General features: G+C 66.3%; 19 protein-coding genes. 14 read left to right on the top strand and 5 right to left on the bottom strand.

Annotated features, from left to right (window positions below; genetic code table 11):
• Positions 1-186: 186 nt before the first annotated feature.
• Positions 187-798 carry a glutathione S-transferase N-terminal domain-containing protein gene (locus J2739_RS02310; protein WP_309898103.1) on the bottom strand — a complete coding sequence of 204 codons (612 nt, stop codon included), beginning with the start codon at positions 796-798 and terminating at the stop codon, positions 187-189.
• Positions 799-904: 106 nt separating this feature from the next.
• Here J2739_RS02310 and J2739_RS02315 point away from each other — a divergent pair, with 106 nt between their 5' ends.
• From J2739_RS02315 to J2739_RS02330, 4 genes are all read left to right on the top strand, one after another.
• Complete coding sequence (locus J2739_RS02315) at positions 905-2062, top strand: YjgN family protein (protein WP_309898105.1); 1158 nt, start codon at positions 905-907, stop codon at positions 2060-2062.
• 63 nt (positions 2063-2125) lie between these two features.
• Positions 2126-3184 carry a M48 family metallopeptidase gene (locus J2739_RS02320; RefSeq protein WP_309898107.1) on the top strand — a complete coding sequence of 353 codons (1059 nt, stop codon included), beginning with the start codon at positions 2126-2128 and terminating at the stop codon, positions 3182-3184.
• Between the two features lie 37 nt (positions 3185-3221).
• Positions 3222-4610 (top strand): adenylosuccinate lyase, encoded by a 1389-nt coding sequence (gene purB / locus J2739_RS02325; RefSeq protein ID WP_309898109.1) that lies wholly within the window; start codon positions 3222-3224, stop codon positions 4608-4610.
• Positions 4611-4644: 34 nt separating this feature from the next.
• Positions 4645-5205 carry a YaeQ family protein gene (locus J2739_RS02330; protein WP_309898110.1) on the top strand — a complete coding sequence of 187 codons (561 nt, stop codon included), beginning with the start codon at positions 4645-4647 and terminating at the stop codon, positions 5203-5205.
• A 7-nt stretch (positions 5206-5212) separates the two neighbouring features.
• Here the strand turns inward: J2739_RS02330 and J2739_RS02335 are convergent, their stop codons facing one another.
• Positions 5213-5521, bottom strand: coding sequence for a putative signal transducing protein (locus J2739_RS02335; protein ID WP_309898113.1), 309 nt, complete (start codon positions 5519-5521; stop codon positions 5213-5215).
• 16 nt (positions 5522-5537) lie between these two features.
• Positions 5538-6011, bottom strand: a complete 474-nt coding sequence (locus J2739_RS02340; protein WP_309898114.1) for a DUF3717 domain-containing protein — start codon at positions 6009-6011, stop codon at positions 5538-5540.
• Positions 6012-6427: 416 nt separating this feature from the next.
• Between J2739_RS02340 and J2739_RS02345 the strand changes: the two genes are divergently transcribed.
• Genes J2739_RS02345 through J2739_RS02355 form a run of 3 tightly spaced genes read left to right on the top strand, consistent with a single transcriptional unit; the run spans position 6428 to position 8053 of the window.
• Positions 6428-7165, top strand: a complete 738-nt coding sequence (locus J2739_RS02345; RefSeq protein ID WP_309898116.1) for a TerC family protein — start codon at positions 6428-6430, stop codon at positions 7163-7165.
• A gap of 48 nt (positions 7166-7213) precedes the next feature.
• Positions 7214-7678 carry a hypothetical protein gene (locus J2739_RS02350; RefSeq protein WP_309898118.1) on the top strand — a complete coding sequence of 155 codons (465 nt, stop codon included), beginning with the start codon at positions 7214-7216 and terminating at the stop codon, positions 7676-7678.
• A gap of 21 nt (positions 7679-7699) precedes the next feature.
• Positions 7700-8053: a phage holin family protein gene (locus J2739_RS02355; RefSeq protein ID WP_309898120.1), complete on the top strand. Its 354-nt coding sequence runs from the start codon at positions 7700-7702 to the stop codon at positions 8051-8053.
• A gap of 9 nt (positions 8054-8062) precedes the next feature.
• Here J2739_RS02355 and J2739_RS02360 read toward each other — a convergent pair whose 3' ends face one another.
• Positions 8063-9619, bottom strand: coding sequence for a M48 family metalloprotease (locus J2739_RS02360; RefSeq protein ID WP_309898122.1), 1557 nt, complete (start codon positions 9617-9619; stop codon positions 8063-8065).
• Between the two features lie 113 nt (positions 9620-9732).
• On the opposite strand from J2739_RS02360, the gene moaC reads away from it, so the two are divergent.
• On the top strand, positions 9733-10227 hold the full coding sequence (gene moaC, locus J2739_RS02365) for a cyclic pyranopterin monophosphate synthase MoaC (protein WP_309898123.1): 495 nt from the start codon (positions 9733-9735) through the stop codon (positions 10225-10227).
• A gap of 6 nt (positions 10228-10233) precedes the next feature.
• On the opposite strand, the gene J2739_RS02370 is transcribed toward moaC, so the two are convergent.
• Positions 10234-11541 (bottom strand): PglL family O-oligosaccharyltransferase, encoded by a 1308-nt coding sequence (locus tag J2739_RS02370; RefSeq protein ID WP_309898125.1) that lies wholly within the window; start codon positions 11539-11541, stop codon positions 10234-10236.
• 543 nt (positions 11542-12084) lie between these two features.
• Between J2739_RS02370 and J2739_RS02375 the strand changes: the two genes are divergently transcribed.
• The 6 genes from J2739_RS02375 to J2739_RS02400 are packed head-to-tail and all read left to right on the top strand — an operon-like array spanning position 12085 to position 19566.
• Positions 12085-12549 (top strand): type IV pilin protein, encoded by a 465-nt coding sequence (locus tag J2739_RS02375; protein ID WP_309898128.1) that lies wholly within the window; start codon positions 12085-12087, stop codon positions 12547-12549.
• Positions 12543-13130 (top strand): GspH/FimT family pseudopilin, encoded by a 588-nt coding sequence (locus J2739_RS02380; RefSeq protein WP_309898130.1) that lies wholly within the window; start codon positions 12543-12545, stop codon positions 13128-13130. Before J2739_RS02375 ends, J2739_RS02380 begins: the two co-directional genes overlap by 7 nt.
• Positions 13121-13549: a type IV pilus modification protein PilV gene (gene pilV / locus J2739_RS02385; RefSeq protein WP_309898132.1), complete on the top strand. Its 429-nt coding sequence runs from the start codon at positions 13121-13123 to the stop codon at positions 13547-13549. Before J2739_RS02380 ends, pilV begins: the two co-directional genes overlap by 10 nt.
• Positions 13546-14751: a PilW family protein gene (locus tag J2739_RS02390; RefSeq protein ID WP_309898134.1), complete on the top strand. Its 1206-nt coding sequence runs from the start codon at positions 13546-13548 to the stop codon at positions 14749-14751. Before pilV ends, J2739_RS02390 begins: the two co-directional genes overlap by 4 nt.
• Positions 14748-15374 carry a pilus assembly PilX family protein gene (locus J2739_RS02395; protein WP_309898136.1) on the top strand — a complete coding sequence of 209 codons (627 nt, stop codon included), beginning with the start codon at positions 14748-14750 and terminating at the stop codon, positions 15372-15374. The genes J2739_RS02390 and J2739_RS02395 overlap by 4 nt, the downstream gene beginning before the upstream one ends.
• A 16-nt stretch (positions 15375-15390) precedes the next feature.
• Complete coding sequence (locus tag J2739_RS02400; protein ID WP_309898138.1) at positions 15391-19566, top strand: PilC/PilY family type IV pilus protein; 4176 nt, start codon at positions 15391-15393, stop codon at positions 19564-19566.
• Positions 19567-19588: the final 22 nt, after the last annotated feature.

Here is a 19588-nt window from a genome sequence, read left to right on the forward strand (position 1 = left end):
GCCTGACGTCCGGCTGAAATCCCGAGGCGATTCTTCTCCTCCTCCCTCCCTCCCTCCTTCGTTTCGGGGCGCCTCGCAACATTTTTATCTCGCTTCAGGTTCCGAACCGCCAGAGCCGATCCTTGATGTTCATCAGCAAAAAGCCCCGCACTGCGGGGCTTTTCGTTGTCTGGGCCGCTCTGAGGTTTACGGCGCCGTGTCGGCGAAGCTGGGACGCAGCATCAGCTTGTCGTAGAGCTTGCCGAGATTCGGGTGCTCGCCGCGCCAGTCGATCTCCGGGAAGCGGAAGCCGATCCAGCCGAGCGCGCAGCCGACCGAGATGTCCGACAGGCTCAGATGGATGCCGCTGCAAAAGGGCTTGTCCCCGAGGCCCTTGGCCATGGCGGCGATGCCGGCCTTGACCTTGGCACGCTGGCGGTCGATCCAGGCCTGGCTGCGCTCGCCGTCTGCGCGGCGAGGCCAGGTGGCCTCGAGGCGCCAGAGCACGCCGGCGTCCATCACGCCGTCGGCCAGAGCCTCCCAGGTCTTGACCTCGGCGCGCTCGCGGCCGGGCTGCGGGATCAGCTTGCCGACCGGCGACAGGGTGTCCAGGTACTCGACGATGACGCGCGAGTCGAACATGGCCTCGCTGGCGTCCATGATCAGGCAGGGCACCTTGCCCAGGGGGTTGGAGCTGGCGATGGTCGTGTCGTCGGACCAGACGTCCTCGATCACGAACTGGTAGTCGAGCCGCTTCTCGGCCATGACCACGCGCACCTTGCGCACAAAAGGGCTGGCAGTAGATCCGATCAGTTTCATGCGGGCTCTCTCCCCTCAGGGTCGTCGTTGTAGCGTTTTGATTCTAGGGGAAGGTGCGCAGTGCAGAATCCGGCTTCCATTCCAACGAGGGAGAAGGTGGGAGAACATGGTCACAGAAGCGAGCGCAGATACCGCGCCCGAGCGCCATCCGATCGAGTTCACGGCCAGCGGCAGCGAGTATTTCCGCATCTGGATCGTGAACCTGCTGCTCATCGTCCTCACCTTCGGCATCTATCTGCCCTGGGCCAAGGTGCGCAAGCTCAAGTACTTCTACAGCAACACCTGGGTTGGCGGGGACGCGCTGGATTTCCACGGCGAGCCGGCCAAGATGCTGCGCGGCACGCTGATCGCCGGCTGCTTCCTGATCGCCTATTCGGTGGGCAGCAACTTCTCGGGCTGGGCGGCGCTGCTGGCGGCACTGGCCTTCGTGGCCCTGTGGCCAGCCCTGTTCCGCGCGGCGATGCGCTTTCGGCTCGCCAACACCAGCTGGCGGGGCCTGCGCTTCCATTTCGCGGGCGACACCGCCGGCGCTTACGCCTGCATGCTGCCCCCGCTGGCCCTCGCGCTGCTGCCGGTGGCGCTGGCGGGGGCGATGGCGGGCGTGCCGGTGGAGGGCAAGCCCCCCGCCGTCTCGGCCGTGGGCACCGGGCTGGTCGGCCTGGGCATGCTGGCCTTCATCGCAGGCATGCCCTATTTCCTCTGGCGCGTGCGGCGCTACCAGCACGACAACTACGCCATCGGCGCGCTGCAAACCCGGCTCAAGGCCGATCTGGGCGTGCTCTACGGCATCTTCATCAAGCTGGTCGGGATCGGCTTCGCGGCCCTTGCAGTCCTGATGGTGGTGGCGGGTCTCTTCGCCTTCACGGGGCGCAAGGCCGGTGTCGGGGCGGGCTTCGTGATCGTGGCGGCGTTCATGGGCTTCGGCGCGATCCTGCTCATGAACATCCTGCCCAAGTCCTACCTGCAGGTGCGGCTGCAGAACCTGCTGTGGTCGACCACCGGCAACGAGGTGCTGCGTTTCGACAGCCGCCTGAAGTTCCGCAACTACCTGGGGCTGCAGTGCAAGAACTACCTTTTGATCTTCCTCACCCTCGGCCTCTACTGGCCTTTTGCGGTGGTGAACACGCGGCGCGCCCAAATCGAGGCGGTGGAGCTGCAGACGCGCTTCGGACTCGACCAGCTCAGCCAGGTGGCAGGGCGTGAGGACCCGGGCGCCACCGGCGACATGGCGGCCGACCTGTTCGGGCTGGACATCGGCCTGTGAGCTCCGCGCGGCCGGCCGGATGGGCGCCGCACATGACATGACGAGCCAGGGCAAGGTCCGCCGATGAATGCCGACCTCGAAGTCCGCTTCTTCGATGGCCGCAGCAGCCGGCCGCAGACGGCGCGCCTGCACGTTCAGGGCGATGTGCTGACACTTGCGCCCGCACCCGGCGAAACCTTTGCATCGTTCAGCGTGCCGCTGGCGCCGCTGCGCTGGCCCGAGCGCACGCGCCACGGCGGCCGCCTCCTGCAACTGCCGCAGGGCGCCAGCGTGCAGGCGATCGATGTCGGGGCCTGGGACGCCTGGGTGGCCCAGCTCGGCCGCGGCGAGAGCTGGGTGGTGCGCGCGCAGCAGAACTGGCGCGGCGTGGCCCTGGCCCTGGCGCTGCTGCTCGCCGCCGGCACAGCGCTGTACCAGTGGGGCCTGCCCTGGGTCGCGCGCGGCGTGACCGCCGCGGTGCCGACCCGCGTGGACGCGCTGATCGGCGCCGAAGTGCTCGACTCCATCGACCAGTCCTTGATGGCGCCCAGCGCGCTGGCCCCCGAGCAGCAGGAGCGCCTGCGCCGCGCCTTCGCGCGGATGGTGCAGGCAGCCCACCCCGACGGCGCGCCGGCCTGGAAGCTGGAGTTCCGGCGTGCCCGCGACGAGCGGCTCGGGCCCAACGCGCTGGCGCTGCCGGGCGGCACGATCATCCTGACCGACGAACTGGTGGGTCTGCTGCCGGGCGACTCCGACGCGGTGCTCGGCGTGCTCGGCCACGAGTTCGGCCATGTGCGGCTGCGCCACGCGATGCGCCAGCTGGTGCAGGCCTCGGCGGTCGGCTTCGCGGTGTCGGCCGCCTTCGGCGACTACGGCACGCTGATCGGCAGCGCGCCCGTCGTTCTGGCCACGCTCGGGTACTCGCGCGATGCCGAGCGCGAGGCCGACGCCGAATCGGTGCGGCTGATGCGCGCCGTGGGCATCTCGCCGCGCGTCATGGTCGGCTTCTTCGAAGCCATCGAGCGCTGGCGCGCCGGCCAGAAGCGCGCCGGGCAGGACGACGACGCCATCGGCCTGGCCTTCTCCTCGCACCCGGCGACGGCCGAGCGCATCGCCTTCTTCAGCGAGGCGGCAGCCAACTGAAATTGAAGGACGCGGGGCGGCACCTAAAATTCAGGGCATGAGCTTCTCCACCGTCTCCGCCCTTTCCCCGCTCGACGGCCGCTACGCCGCCAAGCTTTCGGCCCTGCGGCCCCTGATGAGCGAGCAGGGCTACATGCACCGACGGGTCCAGGTCGAGGTCGCGTGGTTCATCGCACTGTCGGACTGCGGCTTCCCCGAGTTCAAGCCGCTCACCGGCGGCGCGCGCAAGTACCTGCTGGGCCTGGTCTCCAACTTTTCCGAAGCCGACGCGATCGCGATCAAGCAGATCGAGAAGACCACCAACCACGACGTGAAGGCGGTCGAGTACTGGATCAAGTCCAAGTTCGAGGCGCGGCCCGAGCTGCTCGCGGCCTCCGAGTTCGTGCATTTCGCCTGTACCAGCGAGGACATCAACAACACCAGCCACGCGCTGCAGATCCAGGCGGCGCGCGAGAAGGTCGTGCTGCCCGCGATCGACGGCCTGATCGCCACCCTGCGCGAGATGGCAGGCCGCTTCGCCGAGGTGCCGATGCTGTCGCGCACGCACGGGCAGACCGCGAGCCCGACCACCGTCGGCAAGGAAATCGCGAACGTGGCGGTGCGCCTGGCGAAGGCGCGCGAGCGCATCGCCGGCGTGGCGCTGCTGGGCAAGATGAATGGCGCGGTGGGCAACTACAACGCGCACATGGCGGCCTGGCCCGAGTTCGACTGGGAGGCCTTCAGCCGCAAGGTGGTCGAGACGCCGGCGCCGCTGGGCCTGGGCCTCAGCTTCCAGCCCTACAGCATCCAGATCGAGCCGCACGACTACATGGCCGAGCTCTTCGACGCGGTGGCGAGGACCAACACCATCCTGGTCGACTTCGCGCGGGACGTCTGGGGCTATGTGGGCCTGGGCTATTTCAAGCAGCGGCTCAAGAAGGGCGAGATCGGCTCCTCGACCATGCCGCACAAGGTCAACCCGATCGATTTCGAGAACGCCGAGGGCAACCTGGGCCTGGCCAACGCGCTGCTGCGCCACCTGAGCGAGAAGCTGCCGATCAGCCGCTGGCAGCGCGACCTGACCGACAGCACCGTGCTGCGCAACATCGGCGTGGCCTTCGGCTATGCGGTGCTCGCCTACGCCAGCCTGGCGACCGGCCTGGGCAAGCTGGAGCTCAACGAGGAGGCGCTGGCCGAGGACCTCGACGCCTCCTGGGAAGTGCTGGCGGAGCCGATCCAGACCGTGATGCGGCGCTTTGGCGTGCAAGGCGCCTACGAGCAGCTCAAGGACGTCACGCGCGGCAAGACGGTGACCGCCGAGGCCCTGCACACGCTGATCCGCTCGCTCGAGATCCCGGAGCCCGAGAAGGAGCGGCTGCTGGCCATGACGCCGGGCAGCTACACCGGCAAGGCAGCGGAGCTGGCGCGGCGGGCGCAGACGTCCTGAGCGCGGCTGCGGGGCCGCCTACACTCGCGACCCCATGGCGCTCAAATCCACCATCTTCAAGGCCACGCTCGCGGTGGCCGACATCGACCACGGCTACTACGCCGACCATGCGCTCACGCTCGCGCGCCATCCGAGCGAGACGGACGAGCGGATGATGATCCGGCTGGTCGCGCTGGCGCTCAACGCTTACAAGCTGCAGGACGTGTGCCAGGGCGACGGCACGCTGGCTTTCGGTGCCGGCCTGTCGAATCCGGACGAGCCCGACGTGTGGCTGCGCGACTTCACCGGCGCGGTGCGTCTGTGGATCGAGGTCGGGCAGCCGGAGGAAAAGCCGGTCATCAAGGCCTGCGGCAAGGCGGACGAGACGATCGTCTACGCCTTCCACCATGCGGCCGAGGTCTGGTGGCGCGGCATCGAGAACAAACTCACGCGGCCGCAGAACCTGGCCGTCTACCGCGTGCCGACCGCCGCCTCGCAGGCGCTGGCCGCGCTCGCGCAGCGCTCGATGCAGTTGCAGGCCACGATCCAGGAAGGCACGCTGATGCTGGGCGACGGCACGCACAGCGTGGACATCGAGCCGCTGCGCTGGAAGTAAAGGCCGATCAGGCTCCGCCGGGCATCATCGCGCCGCAGCGCCAGCACTGCTCGAAGCCGCCCTCGACCAGCTCGCCGCAACGGCACTGCCAGCGCCGCTGCGGCCGGTGTTGCAGGGCGTGGAGCAGCTGCTCTGCGCGTTCGAACTGGGCCTCGTCCTCCACCCAGATCTCGGGCAGGCACTGATCGGGCGGCAGCTGTCCGGCGGCCGCGCCGAGGTATTCGCGCTGCAGGGAGACTGCGACGCCTTCCTCGCGCAAGGCATCGGCCCAGAGAGTGGCGATCGCCAGGTTGGGGGCTTGTGCGAGGCGGCGCATGGCGGGTGGGCTGCGCTCAGCGCGGCAGGTCGGCCGGCTCCGCCGGTTCGGCCGGCACCGGCTCGTCGTCCGGCCACACGGGCTCGGCCTCGCGCGCGCGTTCGGCATAGCGGTTGAAGCGCCAGGCCTTGTCGAGCATGGTGATGCGACGCCACGTGGCGCGCTTCTCGGCCGGCGTCATCGAGGGCCAGTGCTGCACCTCGTGGAAGCTGCGGCCGCAGCCCTTGCATTCGTCGTCGCCCTGGCTGGTGGAGCAGATGGCGATGCAGGGCGTGTCGGGCGTGCTCTGGTACCAGGCGAGCCAGGCGTCCCAGGCCTTGGGCGGAAAGCCGACCTCGTCGGCCTCGTCCTCGTGATGGAACACCATCAGCGCATAGACCTCGGCCAGCGCGCGCAGCTCCGGCGCGAGCGTGATGCCGTCGGGCGAAGGTTTTCTGTCGCGCCAGTAGTTGATGGCGGCCTCGATGTCTGTGATGTGAATGGCGGCCATGAGGGATCGGAAAAATGCGGCTGGGCATCATAGTCCCGGCAAAGTCCGGTTGCTGGCGAAGGTGATGGTTAGCTCTTAAATCGATAGCAGCAGATTGCCGTACGGCGCGGCATCCGGACACTTTTTTCTTAAGACCCGATAAAAATCCGGTTGCCAGCCCCGGTGCCTCGATGCTCTAATCGTCGTCACGAAGGGGAGTAGCTCCCACCCGTCCTCCGCGAGGGCGGACTTCGGCAGGTCGTCAATACGAAGACAACACTTCCGGCCTGTCGGGCAGTTCAGCACTGCCGAGCAAGACCTTCGATTAGAGCTCGCGCGAGTTCGATCGAAGCGTTTGCATGTCCTGGACCCACCGGTCCTCATTCAGCCGCTTGATCCGGGTCGCACGGGATGAAGCATCACGAACAGAGGACGCTATGGAACAGTTCCTGACCCCTGAATTCTGGGTCGCCGTCGGTCAGATCATCATGATCGACATCCTTCTGGGCGGCGACAACGCCGTCGTCATCGCGCTGGCCTGCCGCAAGCTGCCGCCCGCGCAACGCACCAAGGGCATCCTCTGGGGCACGGCAGGCGCCATCCTGCTGCGCGTGATCCTGATCTTCTTCGCGCTCACCCTGCTGGCCATTCCCTTCCTGAAGCTGGCCGGCGCGCTGCTGCTGGTGTGGATCGGCGTCAAGCTGCTCGCGCCCGAGCATGACGATGCGCACGGCAACATCACCGCCAGTGACAAACTGTGGTCCGCCGTCAAGACCGTGATCGTGGCCGACCTCGTGATGAGCGTGGACAACGTGATCGCCATCGCGGGCGCCGCCCAGGGTGCGGGCGAGGGCCACCAGATGCCGCTGGTGATCTTCGGCCTGCTGGTGAGCATTCCGATCATCGTCTGGGGCAGCCAGCTGGTCATCAAGCTGATGGACCGCTTCCCCGTCATCATCACGCTGGGCGGCATGCTGCTGGGTTGGATCGCGGGCACCATGGCCGTCAGCGATCCCGCCGTGGTCAACCCCGCCGCTTGGGCGTGGGTGCCGAAGCTGCCGCAGACCGACACGGTGCGCTACATTGCCGGTGTCGGCGGCGCCCTGCTCGTGCTGGCGATCGGCAAGTGGGTGGCCATGCGCCGGCCCAAGCCGCACGACACTGCCACCGCTTGATCTCGCCGCCAAAGTCTCTGTCAATCCAACGAAGGCACAAGGAGCACCATGCAAAAGATCATTCTGTATGTCGATGACGCGTCCTATGCGCGCGAGCTGCTCTCGCGACTCACGCCGGAAGCGGTCGGCACAGGTGCCCGCCATTGGGTGCTGGTGGCTTGCGCCCCGCGCATGACGCATCGCATCAGCAAATGGGTGAGCCACAGCGCACGCGAGAACTGGCGCAGCAAGTGGCTGGCGAAGACGCAGGAGCAGCTGCTGCCGCTGCTACAGCTCGAAAACAGCCACGTCACCACCGTGCTGGCCAAGGGTCCGCTGGCCGAGTTGACGCAGCGCCTGAAGCTGGAGCACGGCACCGCCCGCGTGATCGACGCCCGCCGACCCAAGATCGGCGTGGATCTCGAACCGGTGGCCCCGGATGTGCAGTCGCCCGGCCAGTCCGGCTGGGCTCTGCCCGGCGCGGTGCTCGGCATGGGCGCACTGCTGGTGCTGGCCAACGAGCTGTCGGAATAGAGCGCTCGCCGCACCGGACGCATGCGCCTCGTCATCAAGTGGCTGCTGAGCGCGCTTGCGCTGCTTGCAGTGACCTACGTCTACACCGGCGTGCAGGTGTCGAGCTTCACCTCGGCGCTGATCGCCGCGGCCGTGATCGGCCTGCTCAACATGGTGGTGCGGCCCGTGCTGGTCGTGCTCACGCTGCCGGTCACCATCGTCACGCTGGGACTCTTCCTGTTCGTGATCAACGCGCTGCTGTTCTGGGCCGCCTCGGGGCTGCTGCAGGGCTTCCACGTCAACGGCTTCGTGGCGGCGCTGATCGGCTCGCTGCTGTATTCGCTGCTCGGCTTGGTCATCGAGGCCGCGCTGGGCGGCCTGTTCGCCAAGCGCTGAGCCCGGTCCTCATTTGAGCGGCGGTTCCGCCGCCTGCTCCTTGACCAGCACCTCGATCGCCCGCGCGCGCGTGTCGACGATCGAAGCCTCGTAGTGGTCGATGGGCGCCCCGCCCTTGTGGATGAACTCCTGCGCCGCCTTGAAGCGATCGCGCGCACCGGGATAGTCCAGCACCGCCACATTGGCCTCGGCATCGGCGCGGATGGCGCGCAGCGTGTCGTTCTGCGCGCCGTAGAGGTGGCTCAGCATGCGCCACGCCGTCGCATCGCGCGGATGCGAGGCCACCCAGTCGCGCACCGGTGCCACCATCGGCGTCGGACTGCGGGTGGCGACGGCGGCCTGCGCGGCCAGCAGCATCTCGGGCCGGTCTTTCGCCTGCGGGTCGAGCAGCGCTGCCGCCTTGGGCGCGGCATCGGCCGCCAGCTCGATCTCGGCCGAGAGCAGGCGCGCCAGCCGTGCGGCCGGCGCGTCTTCCGACGTCCTGGCGGTCAGCCGCTGCGCCAGCGCACGGGCCGACTTGTAGTCGCGCAGTTCGCTGGCTGCCAGGGCGGCCGCGTAGAGCGTGCCGGCCTGCTGCCCCGGCGTGCTGCGTGCGAACTCGCCGCTGCCGGCCGCGTCGATCCACAGCCGCAGCACGTCCACGCCAGGGCGCGCCAGCACGCGGGCGCGGGCGGCGATCATGGCGTGGTCCATCGCCAGCGGCATGGTGACGCCGCTGCCCGGCTTGAACTGATAGCGGCCCTGCATGTCGGAGATCCGCTCGCTGTTGAGCGGATGGCTGCGCAGGTAGGGATAGGAGCCGTTGTCGTTGAGCCGCGCGGCGTACTGCAGCTTCTCGAACATCGCGGCCGCGCCTTGCGGCGCGTAGCCGGCTTGGGTCATGACGCCGAAGCCGATGCGGTCGGCCTCGCGTTCCATGTCGCGCGAGAAGCTGAGCTGGTTCTGCGCAAAGGCCGCCTGGCTGCCCATCAGCACGGCCTGGCCCGCGTCGCCGTTGCGGCTCTTGCCGGCGGCGATCATCCCCAGGATCATGCCGGCCAGGAGGAGGGGCATCTGGCGGCCCTGCCTGGCCATGATGCGCGAGATGTGGCGCTGCGTGACGTGCGAGAGTTCGTGACCGAGCACGGTGGCGAGCTCGTCGCGGCTGCCGGTGACCGAGATCAGACCGAGGTGCAGGCCCAGGTAGCCGCCCGGCAGCGCGAAGGCGTTGATGCTGCGATCGCGCCCCAGCAACACGGTCCAGGCGAAGCGCTCGTCGAGCTCGGGCGTGAGCTCGCCGCGCACGCGCGCCGCCGCCAGCAGGCGCTGCCAGATGTCCTGCACATACTCCGCCAGCACCGGGTCGTCGATGTAGTCGGGGTCGCGGTACAGCTCGCGCGCGATCTGGTCGCCGAGCCGCCGCTCGGCGCTGGCCGTTATCTCGCCATCGCCCATGCCCGGCAGCAGTTGGGCCTGCGCCAGCGGCGGCACTGCAAGCTGGCCGGCGATCAGGAGGGAGGCGCAGAGCGTCCGCAGCAGAGGCTTGTGCTTTCGGGTCGGAGGGGGAGAAGAGGTCCGGCGCAGCATGGCAGGGTCGATGGCTGGGGCCTCGTATGATGCTTCACTCCGCAGAACGTTCAAGCCTGAGCCGCAGGCCGTTTCCAAGGCGACTACCGTAGCGCGCAGCGCGGAGGTTATCCATGAGCTCCCTCACCCATTTCGACGCCCAGGGCCAAGCCCACATGGTGGACGTGGCCGCCAAGCCCGCGACGCATCGCGTGGCGGTTGCCACGGGACGTATCGAGATGCAAGCGGCGACCCTCGCGCTGATCGAATCGGGCACGGCGAAGAAGGGAGACGTGCTCGGCATCGCACGCATCGCCGGCATCCAGGCGGCCAAGAAGACCAGCGACCTGATTCCGCTGTGCCATCCGCTGGCACTGACGCGCGTGGCGGTGGACTTTGCCGCGGGCGGCGGTGGTGTGCCGCAGGTGGTGTGCACCGCCACCGTCGAAACGGTGGGACCCACGGGCGTCGAGATGGAGGCGCTGACGGCGGTGCAGGTGGCGCTCTTGACCATCTACGACATGTGCAAGGCGGTGGACCGCGGGATGACGATCAACGGCGTGCACGTGCTCGAGAAGCATGGGGGCAAGTCGGGGAGCTACACCGCGGCCCGGCCTGCCAAGGGCTGAGGCGCGCTACTCCGACGGATCGTCCAATGGCTCATGGTCGAGCCAGCGCGCGTATTCGCGCGGGAAGGCGATCTTGAAGCGCGTGGCTTGTTCGAGGGCCTCGTCATCGCGGCCCAGCAGCTTGGCGCTGTCGATGAGCTTGACGATCACGCGCGGCTCCGGCGAGAAATGAAGAAGGCGCTGCGCCAGCGCATGCACCTGTGCTGCGTTGGCACGGTCGACCGTCGTGAGCGCGAGCGCGGCGAACTTCACCTGGTTGGCGAACAGCCAGGAGTCCTGCACCTTGGCCAGCGTGTCGTCGCGCCAGGCCGGCAGGCGTTCTTCGCGGGCGAGATAGAGCTGGCTGATGCGGGTGTAGTCCCAGGCGGCGTAGCCGACGATCGCGATCAGGGCAAGGGCGGCGGCCAGTGAGGGCGCTGAGATCGTCCGGTCTCTCATTGCCAAAGCGGCCTTGCTTGGCGACGAGGGCCACAGGAACCCCAGGCAGAGGCCGAAGACGAGCTGAAAGGGCCCGTACCAGAGCGGGTATTCCAGCAGGCTGTGGAGCACGATCACGCCCAGGAGGCCCCATGCCATCAGCCGTGCAGGATCGGACTCGCGCCATGGCCGCGCGGCCAGCACCAGCCAGGCGAAGCCGCCGCAGATCAGCAGCGCCGCAGGAATGCCAAGCTCGACCGCGAGGTGCAAGGGCAGGTTGTGCGCGTTGTCCAGGATCTCGACGAAGCGCGGGCCCTGGTACAGCGTGCTGTAGTGCGCGAAGCTCAGCTCGCCCCAGCCCCAGCCCGTCCACGGACGCTGCGCGATGAGCTCGAGCACGTTGCCCCAGAGCAGGAGCCGGCTGTGGGCGGCGGGCGCGCCCTCGCGCAGGCGATGCATCATGGCTTCGACACCAGACCCTGCGACCAGGGGGAGCAGCCAGGCGGCGAGGAAGTAGGCGGGGATCAAGGCGAGCAGCGCCCACGGGGACGGCAACCGCGTGCTCGTTCGACCGCCTGCGCGGGGATGCCTTTCACGCCACGCGAGCCAGGTGGAGATGCCGCTGATCAGCAGCAGCTGGAGCAACCCGGTTCGCGAGGTTGAGGCGGCCAGCGCGAGAAGCAGGAGCGGGATGCCGGGCACGAGCGTGAATCGCGCCCGGCGGCCGCTCTTCCCGTAGAGCCAGAGAGCCGCGATGAGCGCCATGCTGATCAACGTCGCGAACTGGTTGCGCTGGCGGAGGTTGCCGTAGGCCTGGCCAAGATCGGGGGCGGTGGTCCAGGGGACGAGAGGGGCGGCGAGGCCGTAGTACTGGAGAAGGCCGAGAAGGGCGCTCAAGAGGCCGGCTGCGAGGAGCGCACAGGCCAAGGCGGCTTGACGCGAGGCCGGTGCGCGAGCCAGGCCGGCGCCCAGGCAAGCCGCTACCGTGCAGGCGGCCAGTGCGGCCAACGCATCAAGGATGGCGAGCGAACCCGATGCGCGTCCCAGCAGGACTGACACGCCTACCAACGCCAGCCAGGCCAGGATTCGCCGCCGAGGCAATGCCGCAGGCGCAGTCAACAGCAGAAGCGCTGCGCAGGTCCACGTGGCCAGTTGCTGCCAGACATTGGTCGAGGGACCCGACGCAAATGGGAAGAGAAAGGGCAGCGCAATCAATGCTGCCGAGGCCAGAACCGGATCGACGACCCAGGACGCAGGCGTACCAGTACGAACAGCGGAGGTCGTCATCAGCGGCATTGTGCCTCTGCGAAAAAGTGCACAAATGACTTAACGGAAGGCGACGAATGGAAGCCGAGTGCTGACGGACGGCTGTCGCGAAATCTTCCGTGCTGTTGACAATTTGTCACTATTTTCAAAAGCTGCTCTCGAGGGGTCACCACAGTGCCAAACGCTTTCCAACCTCGTTTGTCGTCGAGGGGATTCACACTGATCGAGGTCATGATCGCGGTGGCGATCGTGGCCATCCTGGCGGCCATCGCGCTCCCGAGCTATCGCGATTACATCCTTCGCGGTCAGCTCGTGGATGGGCAGAACGGCCTCGCCGCCATGCGGGCCAACATGGAACGCTTCTACCAGGACAACCGGACCTACAACTCGGTCGGTACGACGTTCATCTCGCCTTGCCTTGTGGATGTCAGCCAGCGTAAGGCGGGAAGCTTCACGCTCTCCTGCGACGGCACGCCTACTGCGAACGCTTTCACGTTGCAGGCCGTCGGCAGCGGCACGACGAACGGCTTCACCTTCAAGGTGGACCAGCAGAACCGACGATCCACCACGGTCACTGGCGTCCCCGGATGGAACGGCTGTGCGAACGACTGGGTCACGAAGAAGGGGCAGACGTGCTGAAGCGCCGAGCCGCGCGCACGGCCGGCTTCACGCTCATCGAGCTGATGGTCACCATCGTGCTGCTCGGCATTCTTTTGGCGCTGGGATTTCCGTCGATGATGACGTGGGTCCAGAACGCCAAGGTTCGAACGGTCAGCGACTCGCTGCAGAACGGCCTTCGCCTCGCACAGACTGAAGCGCTGCGCCGCAGCCGCCAGACCGTTTTCTCGCTGACCAACAGCACCTCGCCCGACACCAGCCTGACGGCGGTGGCCAATGGCCGCAACTGGTCCATCAACACTGTTCAACTGCTCACGGACGAGACGGCCCAGTTTGTCGAATCCGGCGTGTTGAGCAGCGTCGGGAGTGATGTGCAGATCACCGGCCCGGCATCCGTCTGCTTCAACTCGCTGGGCCGCCTCATTGCCAACCCTGGCACGGGGCTCCCGAGCGGCGCCAGCTGCACGGCAGCAGCGGCGACTTACATCGTGAGCTCCAGCCGATCCGATCGGCCCTTGCGCGTCCTGGTCAGCCTGGGCGGTCAGGTGCGCATGTGCGATCCGGCCAGGAGTCTTTCAACCTCTGCCGATGGATGCCCCTGATGAAGCGCATGCCTCATCCCCTGTTGCGCGCACAGGCCGGTATGGCACTGATCGAAGTGCTGGTGTCCATCCTGCTCTTCTCCTTGGGCATTCTTGGCATGATCGGACTGCAGACGCGCGCCATGAACTTCTCGGTCGACGCGACAGATCGCAATCGCGCTGCCTTGCTCGCTAACGAGATTGCCACAACGATGTGGCTGAACAACTCGATCGCGGTCGACACCAGCGCCGGCACCGCGTGGGCCACCCGCATTGCCGACGTGTCCAAGGACGGATTGCCGAGCGCCACGGCGACCGTCGTCCCCGTCACGACGCTGGTCAACACCGCGGACATCACCATCGAGTGGGTGCCTCCTCAGCGGAACTCGACCGACAAGAGCCGTCTCACGACGCGCGTCACCCTTCCGCCGCCGCCATGACCGCATCGACACCCTCTTCGCGCGCGCCGCACCGCGGCCTGACACTCATCGAGCTCCTGGTGGCAATGGCCATCGGCCTCATCGTCACACTCGCGGTGACCAGCATCGTGACTGTGGGCGAAGCCCACAAGCGAACCACGACCTCGACCAACGACATGAGCCAGAGCGGCGCCTTTGCGGCCTATGCACTCGACCGCGTGCTGCGCAGTGCGGGCTCGGGCTTCGTGCAGTCCGGAACACTTGGCGTATATGGCTGCAAGTTGAGCGTGGCGCGAGACATCGGCGGTACGGCCACAACCATCCTCCCGCGCTTAACCGCTTTTCCTGCGCCCTTCGCCTCCTTTCTCGGTGGGGCAGGCGCTGGCTTCGCGGGCAACCTGCGCGTGGCGCCGCTACTGATCGCTCAAGACCAATCCGCCACGGGTTCCGACGTGTTGGTGGTGATGGGCGGCAATGGCGCAGCCGGCGACATCCCCCGGCAGATCCGCTCCGGTGTGACCGGCACCAACAACCTGCGCCTCAACAACACGATTGGCCTGGCCAATGGCGACCTGGGACTCGTCGCGCAGGAGGGCACGGAGGACTGCCTGATCGAGCAAGTCAATGTGACGGACACGACCGCCTTTGCGGCTGCCGGCAATGAAGTGCTGCCCTTGGGCGGGCGCTACTTCACGTCGACGGGCGCCACCACCTCGCTCGCGACACTGGCCGCCGGTGGCTCCGCTTACTACACGCCGCTGGGCAACACGCTTTCCAACAACGTCCAGTTCCAGCTGCTCGGCGTCGGCGCGAATCAGACCCTGTTTGCCTACGACCTGCTCAGAAGCGCGGGAACCGGCTCCGACGCGGACGCCTTGCAGACCATTGCCGACAGTGTCGTCGAGCTTCGTGCCCTGTACGGCATTGATACCAATGGCGACGGCATCATCAATGACTGGGTCGCCCCCAGCGGCACGACATACGGGATCGCGAACCTGATGACGAAACCGGCCGACATCAGGCAGATCGTGGCCGTGCGTGTGGCGCTGGTGATGCGCAGCGCCGAGCTCAACAAGGACAACGTGTCGCCGGCTTCGTTGACGCTCTTCAGCGATCTGGCCACCGCGTTGCAGCGCTCCGTGACGCTCGACCCGCGCTACCGCTATCGCGTCATCGACACCACCATTCCGCTGCGCAACATGCTGCTGCAGTCCGCCTCATGAAGACCATCTCTGTCTCGCCAGCCCGCCAGCGGGGCGTGGTGCTGCTGTTCTGCCTCGTCATTCTCGTGATCCTGCTCGCTGGCGGGGTCGCGGTGATGCGCTCGATGAACTCCTCGCTGTTCAGCGCCGGCAACCTCGCTTTCAAGCGCGACCTGGTCAACCAAGGCGAACTGGCGGTTTCCAAGACCATGCAGGCGTTCAAGACCGGAGGCCTGGCGACATCCGCGCTCACGTCCAACAGCGTGCCCGCTGAGAACTACAGCGCAGTCGAGCTGAAAACCAACAACCTCGGCATTCCCGACGTGCTGCTCAAGAAAACCGGTCTCACCGGCAAGGACATCACCAATGCCGACTTCACGCCTACGGGCGGCGCCATCACCGGGGGCGCCGGCGTCACCGTGTACTACGTGATCGATCGGATGTGCAACGCCTCCGGCAGCTTCGCCACGCTGGGCAACAGCGCGTGTGTCTCTGCGCCGTCCACGACCCAGGTGACTGGCGGCACCGCCGGCGTGCCGCGGCCGGATCTTCCGGCGCCAGCCATCTACCGGCTCAGCATCCGCGTCGATGGACCGCGCGACACGCAAGTTTTCCTGCAGAGCTCGTTCTCGAGACCAGAGTAACCAGCAGAGCATTCCCATGAATAAAAATCTTCTCCAGTTTGTCTGCGCGTTGCGAAAGGCGGGACTCGGCATCGCGCTGGGCTTCGCCTTGGGAGGTGCTCTGATCGCCTCGGCCACGACCCTGTCCGATCAACCGGTGTTCTCGACCTCGGAGGTGCCTGGCAACCTGGCGCTTGCCCTGTCGGTGGAATGGCCGACCGCTTCGCGGACGGCCCACGTCGGGGCCTACACCAGCGCCAGCACCTACCTCGGCTACTTCGATCCGAACAAGTGCTACCTGTACCAGACAAACACCACGGCCAACAGCACCAACACGGGCGACACCAGCTATTTCTATCCCGCGGGGCTCGCCACCAGCCGCACCTGCACCGGAACCACCAACAGCAACAAGTGGAGCGGCAACTTTCTGAACTGGGCTGCAACGGCCACCATCGATCCATTCCGCTGGGCGATGACAGGCGGCCGTCGTGTCGTGGACACCACGACGGAGACCATTCTGGAAAAAGGCTGGCATTCAGGCCAAGGCTTGTTCGACGACCGGGATCTCACGGTCAGCGAAATCGCAGGGGCAACGCCTTACGACACCGCCACTCGCGTCGGCATTCATGTCAACGGCATGGGATTCAAAATGCGTCTGAGCGTCAGCGACCCTGTCGCGCGCACCTTCGCGGCCAGCTATTACAACAACAAGACCCTCGCCAATCCAGTGGTACTGACGGTCAGCAACGACAGCGCGGACCACGATTGGGGGAACGGGAGCCCCGGCACGGGCGTGAGTACCAACAGCTTTTCTGCACGCTTCACCGGCACCTTCATGGCGCCTGAATCAGGCAGCTACGTCTTCCGAACCACCTCCGACGACGGCGTTCGCCTGTGGGTCGATACCTCCGGAAGCGGCAGCTTCAGCAACAGCAATCTCGTCATCGACGGCTGGTCGGACCACGGGGCCACGGACAACGACAGTGGAACGATCAACCTCACTGCCGGGCAAAGCTTCAGCGTCAAGATTGAGTACTACGAAAACAGCGGCAACGCCATCATGCGCCTGCTGTGGCAGAAGCCATCCACGCCCGGCACCTTCACTACGTTCAGTTCGGGGGACAGCACGATCGACTACACCATGCGCGTGAAGGTCTGCGATCCCTCCACAGCGGCCGGCGGCGTGGAGGCCAATTGCAAGGCCTACGGCAGCAACTACAAGCCCGAAGGCCTCATCCAGAAGTACTCGCAGAGAATCCGCTTCAGCGCCTTCGGCTACCTCAACGACAGCAGCGACCAGCGCGATGGCGGCGTGCTGCGCGCCGGCCAGAAATTCGTCGGTCCCACAGCACCGCGGCCTGGCCAAACGGCCATCGCAAACACGCAAAAGGAATGGGACGAGACGACCGGTGTCCTCGTTGCCAATCCCAACAGCGCGGACGCGAGCGCCACTACCACGGAGTTCGGCGTGCAAGTCAGCAACAGCGGGGTGATGAATTACCTGAACCAATTTGGGCAACTGATCCCTGGCAGCTACAAGAGTTATGACCCGGTCAGCGAGATGTACTACGCGGTGCTGCGCTACTACAAGAATCTGGGCAACGTCTCGGCGTGGAGCTCGATGGCCGGAGCCACCACGGCCACCAAGACGACGTGGATCGATGGCTTCCCGGTCGTCACGAGCTGGGATGATCCGATCCAGTATTCGTGCCAGCGGAACTTCATCCTGGGCATCGGCGACATCTACACGCACGTCGACAAGAACGTGGCCGGCAACACCACCTACCGCACCCGCGAGCCCACCATGCCTGCGGAGATCGCCGCGGACACGACCGTCAACGCCATCACGGCGACGAACAAGGTCGGCCAATTGCAAGGGCTCGGCGACACGCTCGGTGCGACCAACAGCTACAGCGGCCGCGACAACTCTGCATACATCGCCGGCCTGGCCTACGATGCCAACACCAAGGACATCCGCCCCGATGTCACCGGCCAAGCCAAGACCATCGGCAAGCAGACCGTGCAGACCTACTGGGTGGACGTGCTGGAGCAGCCCTTCCAGGCCAACAATCAGTTTTACCTGGCGGCCAAGTTTGGCGGATTGAAGGTTCCGGCCAATTTCGATCCCTACACCTTTGCCGCGACGATCCCGCTGGACTGGTGGTCGACCAACGGTGAGACGCTGACCGATACCCGCACCAACACCACGCAGAACCGCCCCGACAACTATTTTGCGGCGGGCCGCCCCGATACGATGGTGGCGGGCCTGACGCAAGCGCTCGAGAGCATCGTGAGTGCCATCAGGGCCTACACCACGTCGTTCTCGCTGTCCGCCGTGCAGGTGTCTTCCGCGGGAGCAGCATCGTACGCATCGCAGTACGACGCCAACGGCTGGACCAGCATCGTGACGGCCAGCGAGATCGCCTTCGACAGCGCCGGCAATCCCACGACGACCTTGAAGTGGTCGAGCACCGACAAGCTTGCGGCCCAGTTCACCGGCACCGGCTGGGACACCAACAGGCGAATTGCCACGTGGAACGGCACGTCAGGCGTCGCGTTCCGCACGGCCAATCTCACCACGGCGCAAGCGGCGGCCCTCGACACGAGCTACGTCAGCGGCGACGACAGGGCGAACTACCTCAACTACCTGCGCGGCGATCGAAGCAACGAGAGGTCGCTGTCCGCGCCTTCCAGGCCCTATCGCACGCGAGCGACCCTGCTGGGCGATATCGTCAATGCCAAGGTGACCCCGGTCGCGCCACCCAGCGAGAAGTTCTCGGAAGCGGTCAACCCCGGCTACAAGACCTTCAAGACCACCTGGGCCAGCCGTCCCACCATGGTGTACGCCGCGGCGAACGACGGCATGCTGCACGCCTTCAATGGCGCGCTGACCGGCACCGATGCCGGCGTAGAGCAGTTCGCGTACGTGCCCAGTGCCGTTTTCCAGGGTCCGAGTTCTCCGGCGACGCCGCAGGACAACGGACTGGCCCAGCTGGGCAATCCCAACTACCTCCACCACTACTACGTCGACGCCACGCCCAAGGTCTTCGACGTCGACTTCAGCCGTGCCGGCGGGAGCTTCGTGACGGATGGCACCTCCCGGTGGCGCTCCATCCTGATCGGCGGGCTGGGCAAGGGCGGCAAGAGCTACTACGCCCTCGATGTGACCAACCCAGCGGGGATGACGAGCGAAGCAACAGTCGCGAGCAAGGTGTTGTGGGAGTTCACGGACCCGACGATGGGCTACAGCTTCGGCGCGCCCACGGTCATCAAGACCAAGCGCTACGGCTGGGTGGTCGTGCTGACCTCCGGCTACAACAACAGCGATGGGATGGGCTACCTCTACTTCGTGAATCCGGAGACCGGCGCGCTGCTGCAAAAGGTGAGCACAGGCGTCGCGTCGAATGGCCTGACACACGCCTCGGCCTATGTGCAGGACTTCACGGACTACACCGCCGACGCGATCTACGTGGGCGACCTGAATGGGCAGCTCTGGCGCTTTGACGTCACGGCTCCCCGAGGCACTACGACACCTTACCCGGCCCCGACGAAGCTGGCGCTGCTCACCGACGGCACCATCGCCGCCCGGGCGCAAGCCATCACCACCCAGCCCCTGATCGAAATCCATCCGCTCACTCGCAAGCGGTACGTGATGTTCGGCACCGGCCAGCTGCTCGATCCGAGCGACATCAGTTCGACGACGGCGCAGAGCTTCTACGCGATCATCGACGGCAATGCGACCACCTTCACGCCCGCCGATGCGACCATGCCGTTCACCCGTGCCAATCTGACGGCGCTGACCAACTTGACTACCGGCGTCACCCTGCCGAACACATCCAAGGGATGGTATTTGGACTTGGGTTCGGACAGCAGCAGCAATGTCGCTTGGCGAATGACGCTCAATCCACTGGCATTCAACGGCGTTGTTTCGTTTGCTCCGCTGCTGACGATGGGCGACGCCTGCAGCCCTTCGGGCGTCAGCCGCTTCTATGCGATCGATTTCGCGACTGGAAAGTCGGCGTTGACGCCGGATGGACAGGCCTTTGTCGAGTCGAGTTCAGCGATTACCGACCTGGCGGTGGTGGGGGTGGATGGCAGGACGCGATGGCTGACTGGCAATGTTCAAGGCGAAGTGAAGAAGCAAGGGGTCAAGGAGCCGAGTGGGTTGGGGCTGCGGCTGTTGAACTGGCGGGAGATTCCGACGGTTGAATAAGCTTCGACACGACCAACTCCAT

This window comes from Variovorax soli (genome assembly GCF_031454625.1).
Classification (GTDB): Bacteria; Pseudomonadota; Gammaproteobacteria; order Burkholderiales; family Burkholderiaceae_C; genus Variovorax; species Variovorax soli_A.

Coding starts and splice junctions, on each gene's coding strand:
- J2739_RS02310 (WP_309898103.1), bottom strand. CDS start 798: ATGAAACTGATCGGATCTACTGCCAGCCCTTTTGTGCGCAAGGTGCGC.
- J2739_RS02315 (WP_309898105.1), top strand. CDS start 905: ATGGTCACAGAAGCGAGCGCAGATACCGCGCCCGAGCGCCATCCGATC.
- J2739_RS02320 (WP_309898107.1), top strand. CDS start 2,126: ATGAATGCCGACCTCGAAGTCCGCTTCTTCGATGGCCGCAGCAGCCGG.
- purB (WP_309898109.1), top strand. CDS start 3,222: ATGAGCTTCTCCACCGTCTCCGCCCTTTCCCCGCTCGACGGCCGCTAC.
- J2739_RS02330 (WP_309898110.1), top strand. CDS start 4,645: ATGGCGCTCAAATCCACCATCTTCAAGGCCACGCTCGCGGTGGCCGAC.
- J2739_RS02335 (WP_309898113.1), bottom strand. CDS start 5,521: ATGCGCCGCCTCGCACAAGCCCCCAACCTGGCGATCGCCACTCTCTGG.
- J2739_RS02340 (WP_309898114.1), bottom strand. CDS start 6,011: ATGGCCGCCATTCACATCACAGACATCGAGGCCGCCATCAACTACTGG.
- J2739_RS02345 (WP_309898116.1), top strand. CDS start 6,428: ATGGAACAGTTCCTGACCCCTGAATTCTGGGTCGCCGTCGGTCAGATC.
- J2739_RS02350 (WP_309898118.1), top strand. CDS start 7,214: ATGCAAAAGATCATTCTGTATGTCGATGACGCGTCCTATGCGCGCGAG.
- J2739_RS02355 (WP_309898120.1), top strand. CDS start 7,700: ATGCGCCTCGTCATCAAGTGGCTGCTGAGCGCGCTTGCGCTGCTTGCA.
- J2739_RS02360 (WP_309898122.1), bottom strand. CDS start 9,619: ATGCTGCGCCGGACCTCTTCTCCCCCTCCGACCCGAAAGCACAAGCCT.
- moaC (WP_309898123.1), top strand. CDS start 9,733: ATGAGCTCCCTCACCCATTTCGACGCCCAGGGCCAAGCCCACATGGTG.
- pilV (WP_309898132.1), top strand. CDS start 13,121: ATGCCCCTGATGAAGCGCATGCCTCATCCCCTGTTGCGCGCACAGGCC.
- J2739_RS02390 (WP_309898134.1), top strand. CDS start 13,546: ATGACCGCATCGACACCCTCTTCGCGCGCGCCGCACCGCGGCCTGACA.
- J2739_RS02395 (WP_309898136.1), top strand. CDS start 14,748: ATGAAGACCATCTCTGTCTCGCCAGCCCGCCAGCGGGGCGTGGTGCTG.
- J2739_RS02400 (WP_309898138.1), top strand. CDS start 15,391: ATGAATAAAAATCTTCTCCAGTTTGTCTGCGCGTTGCGAAAGGCGGGA.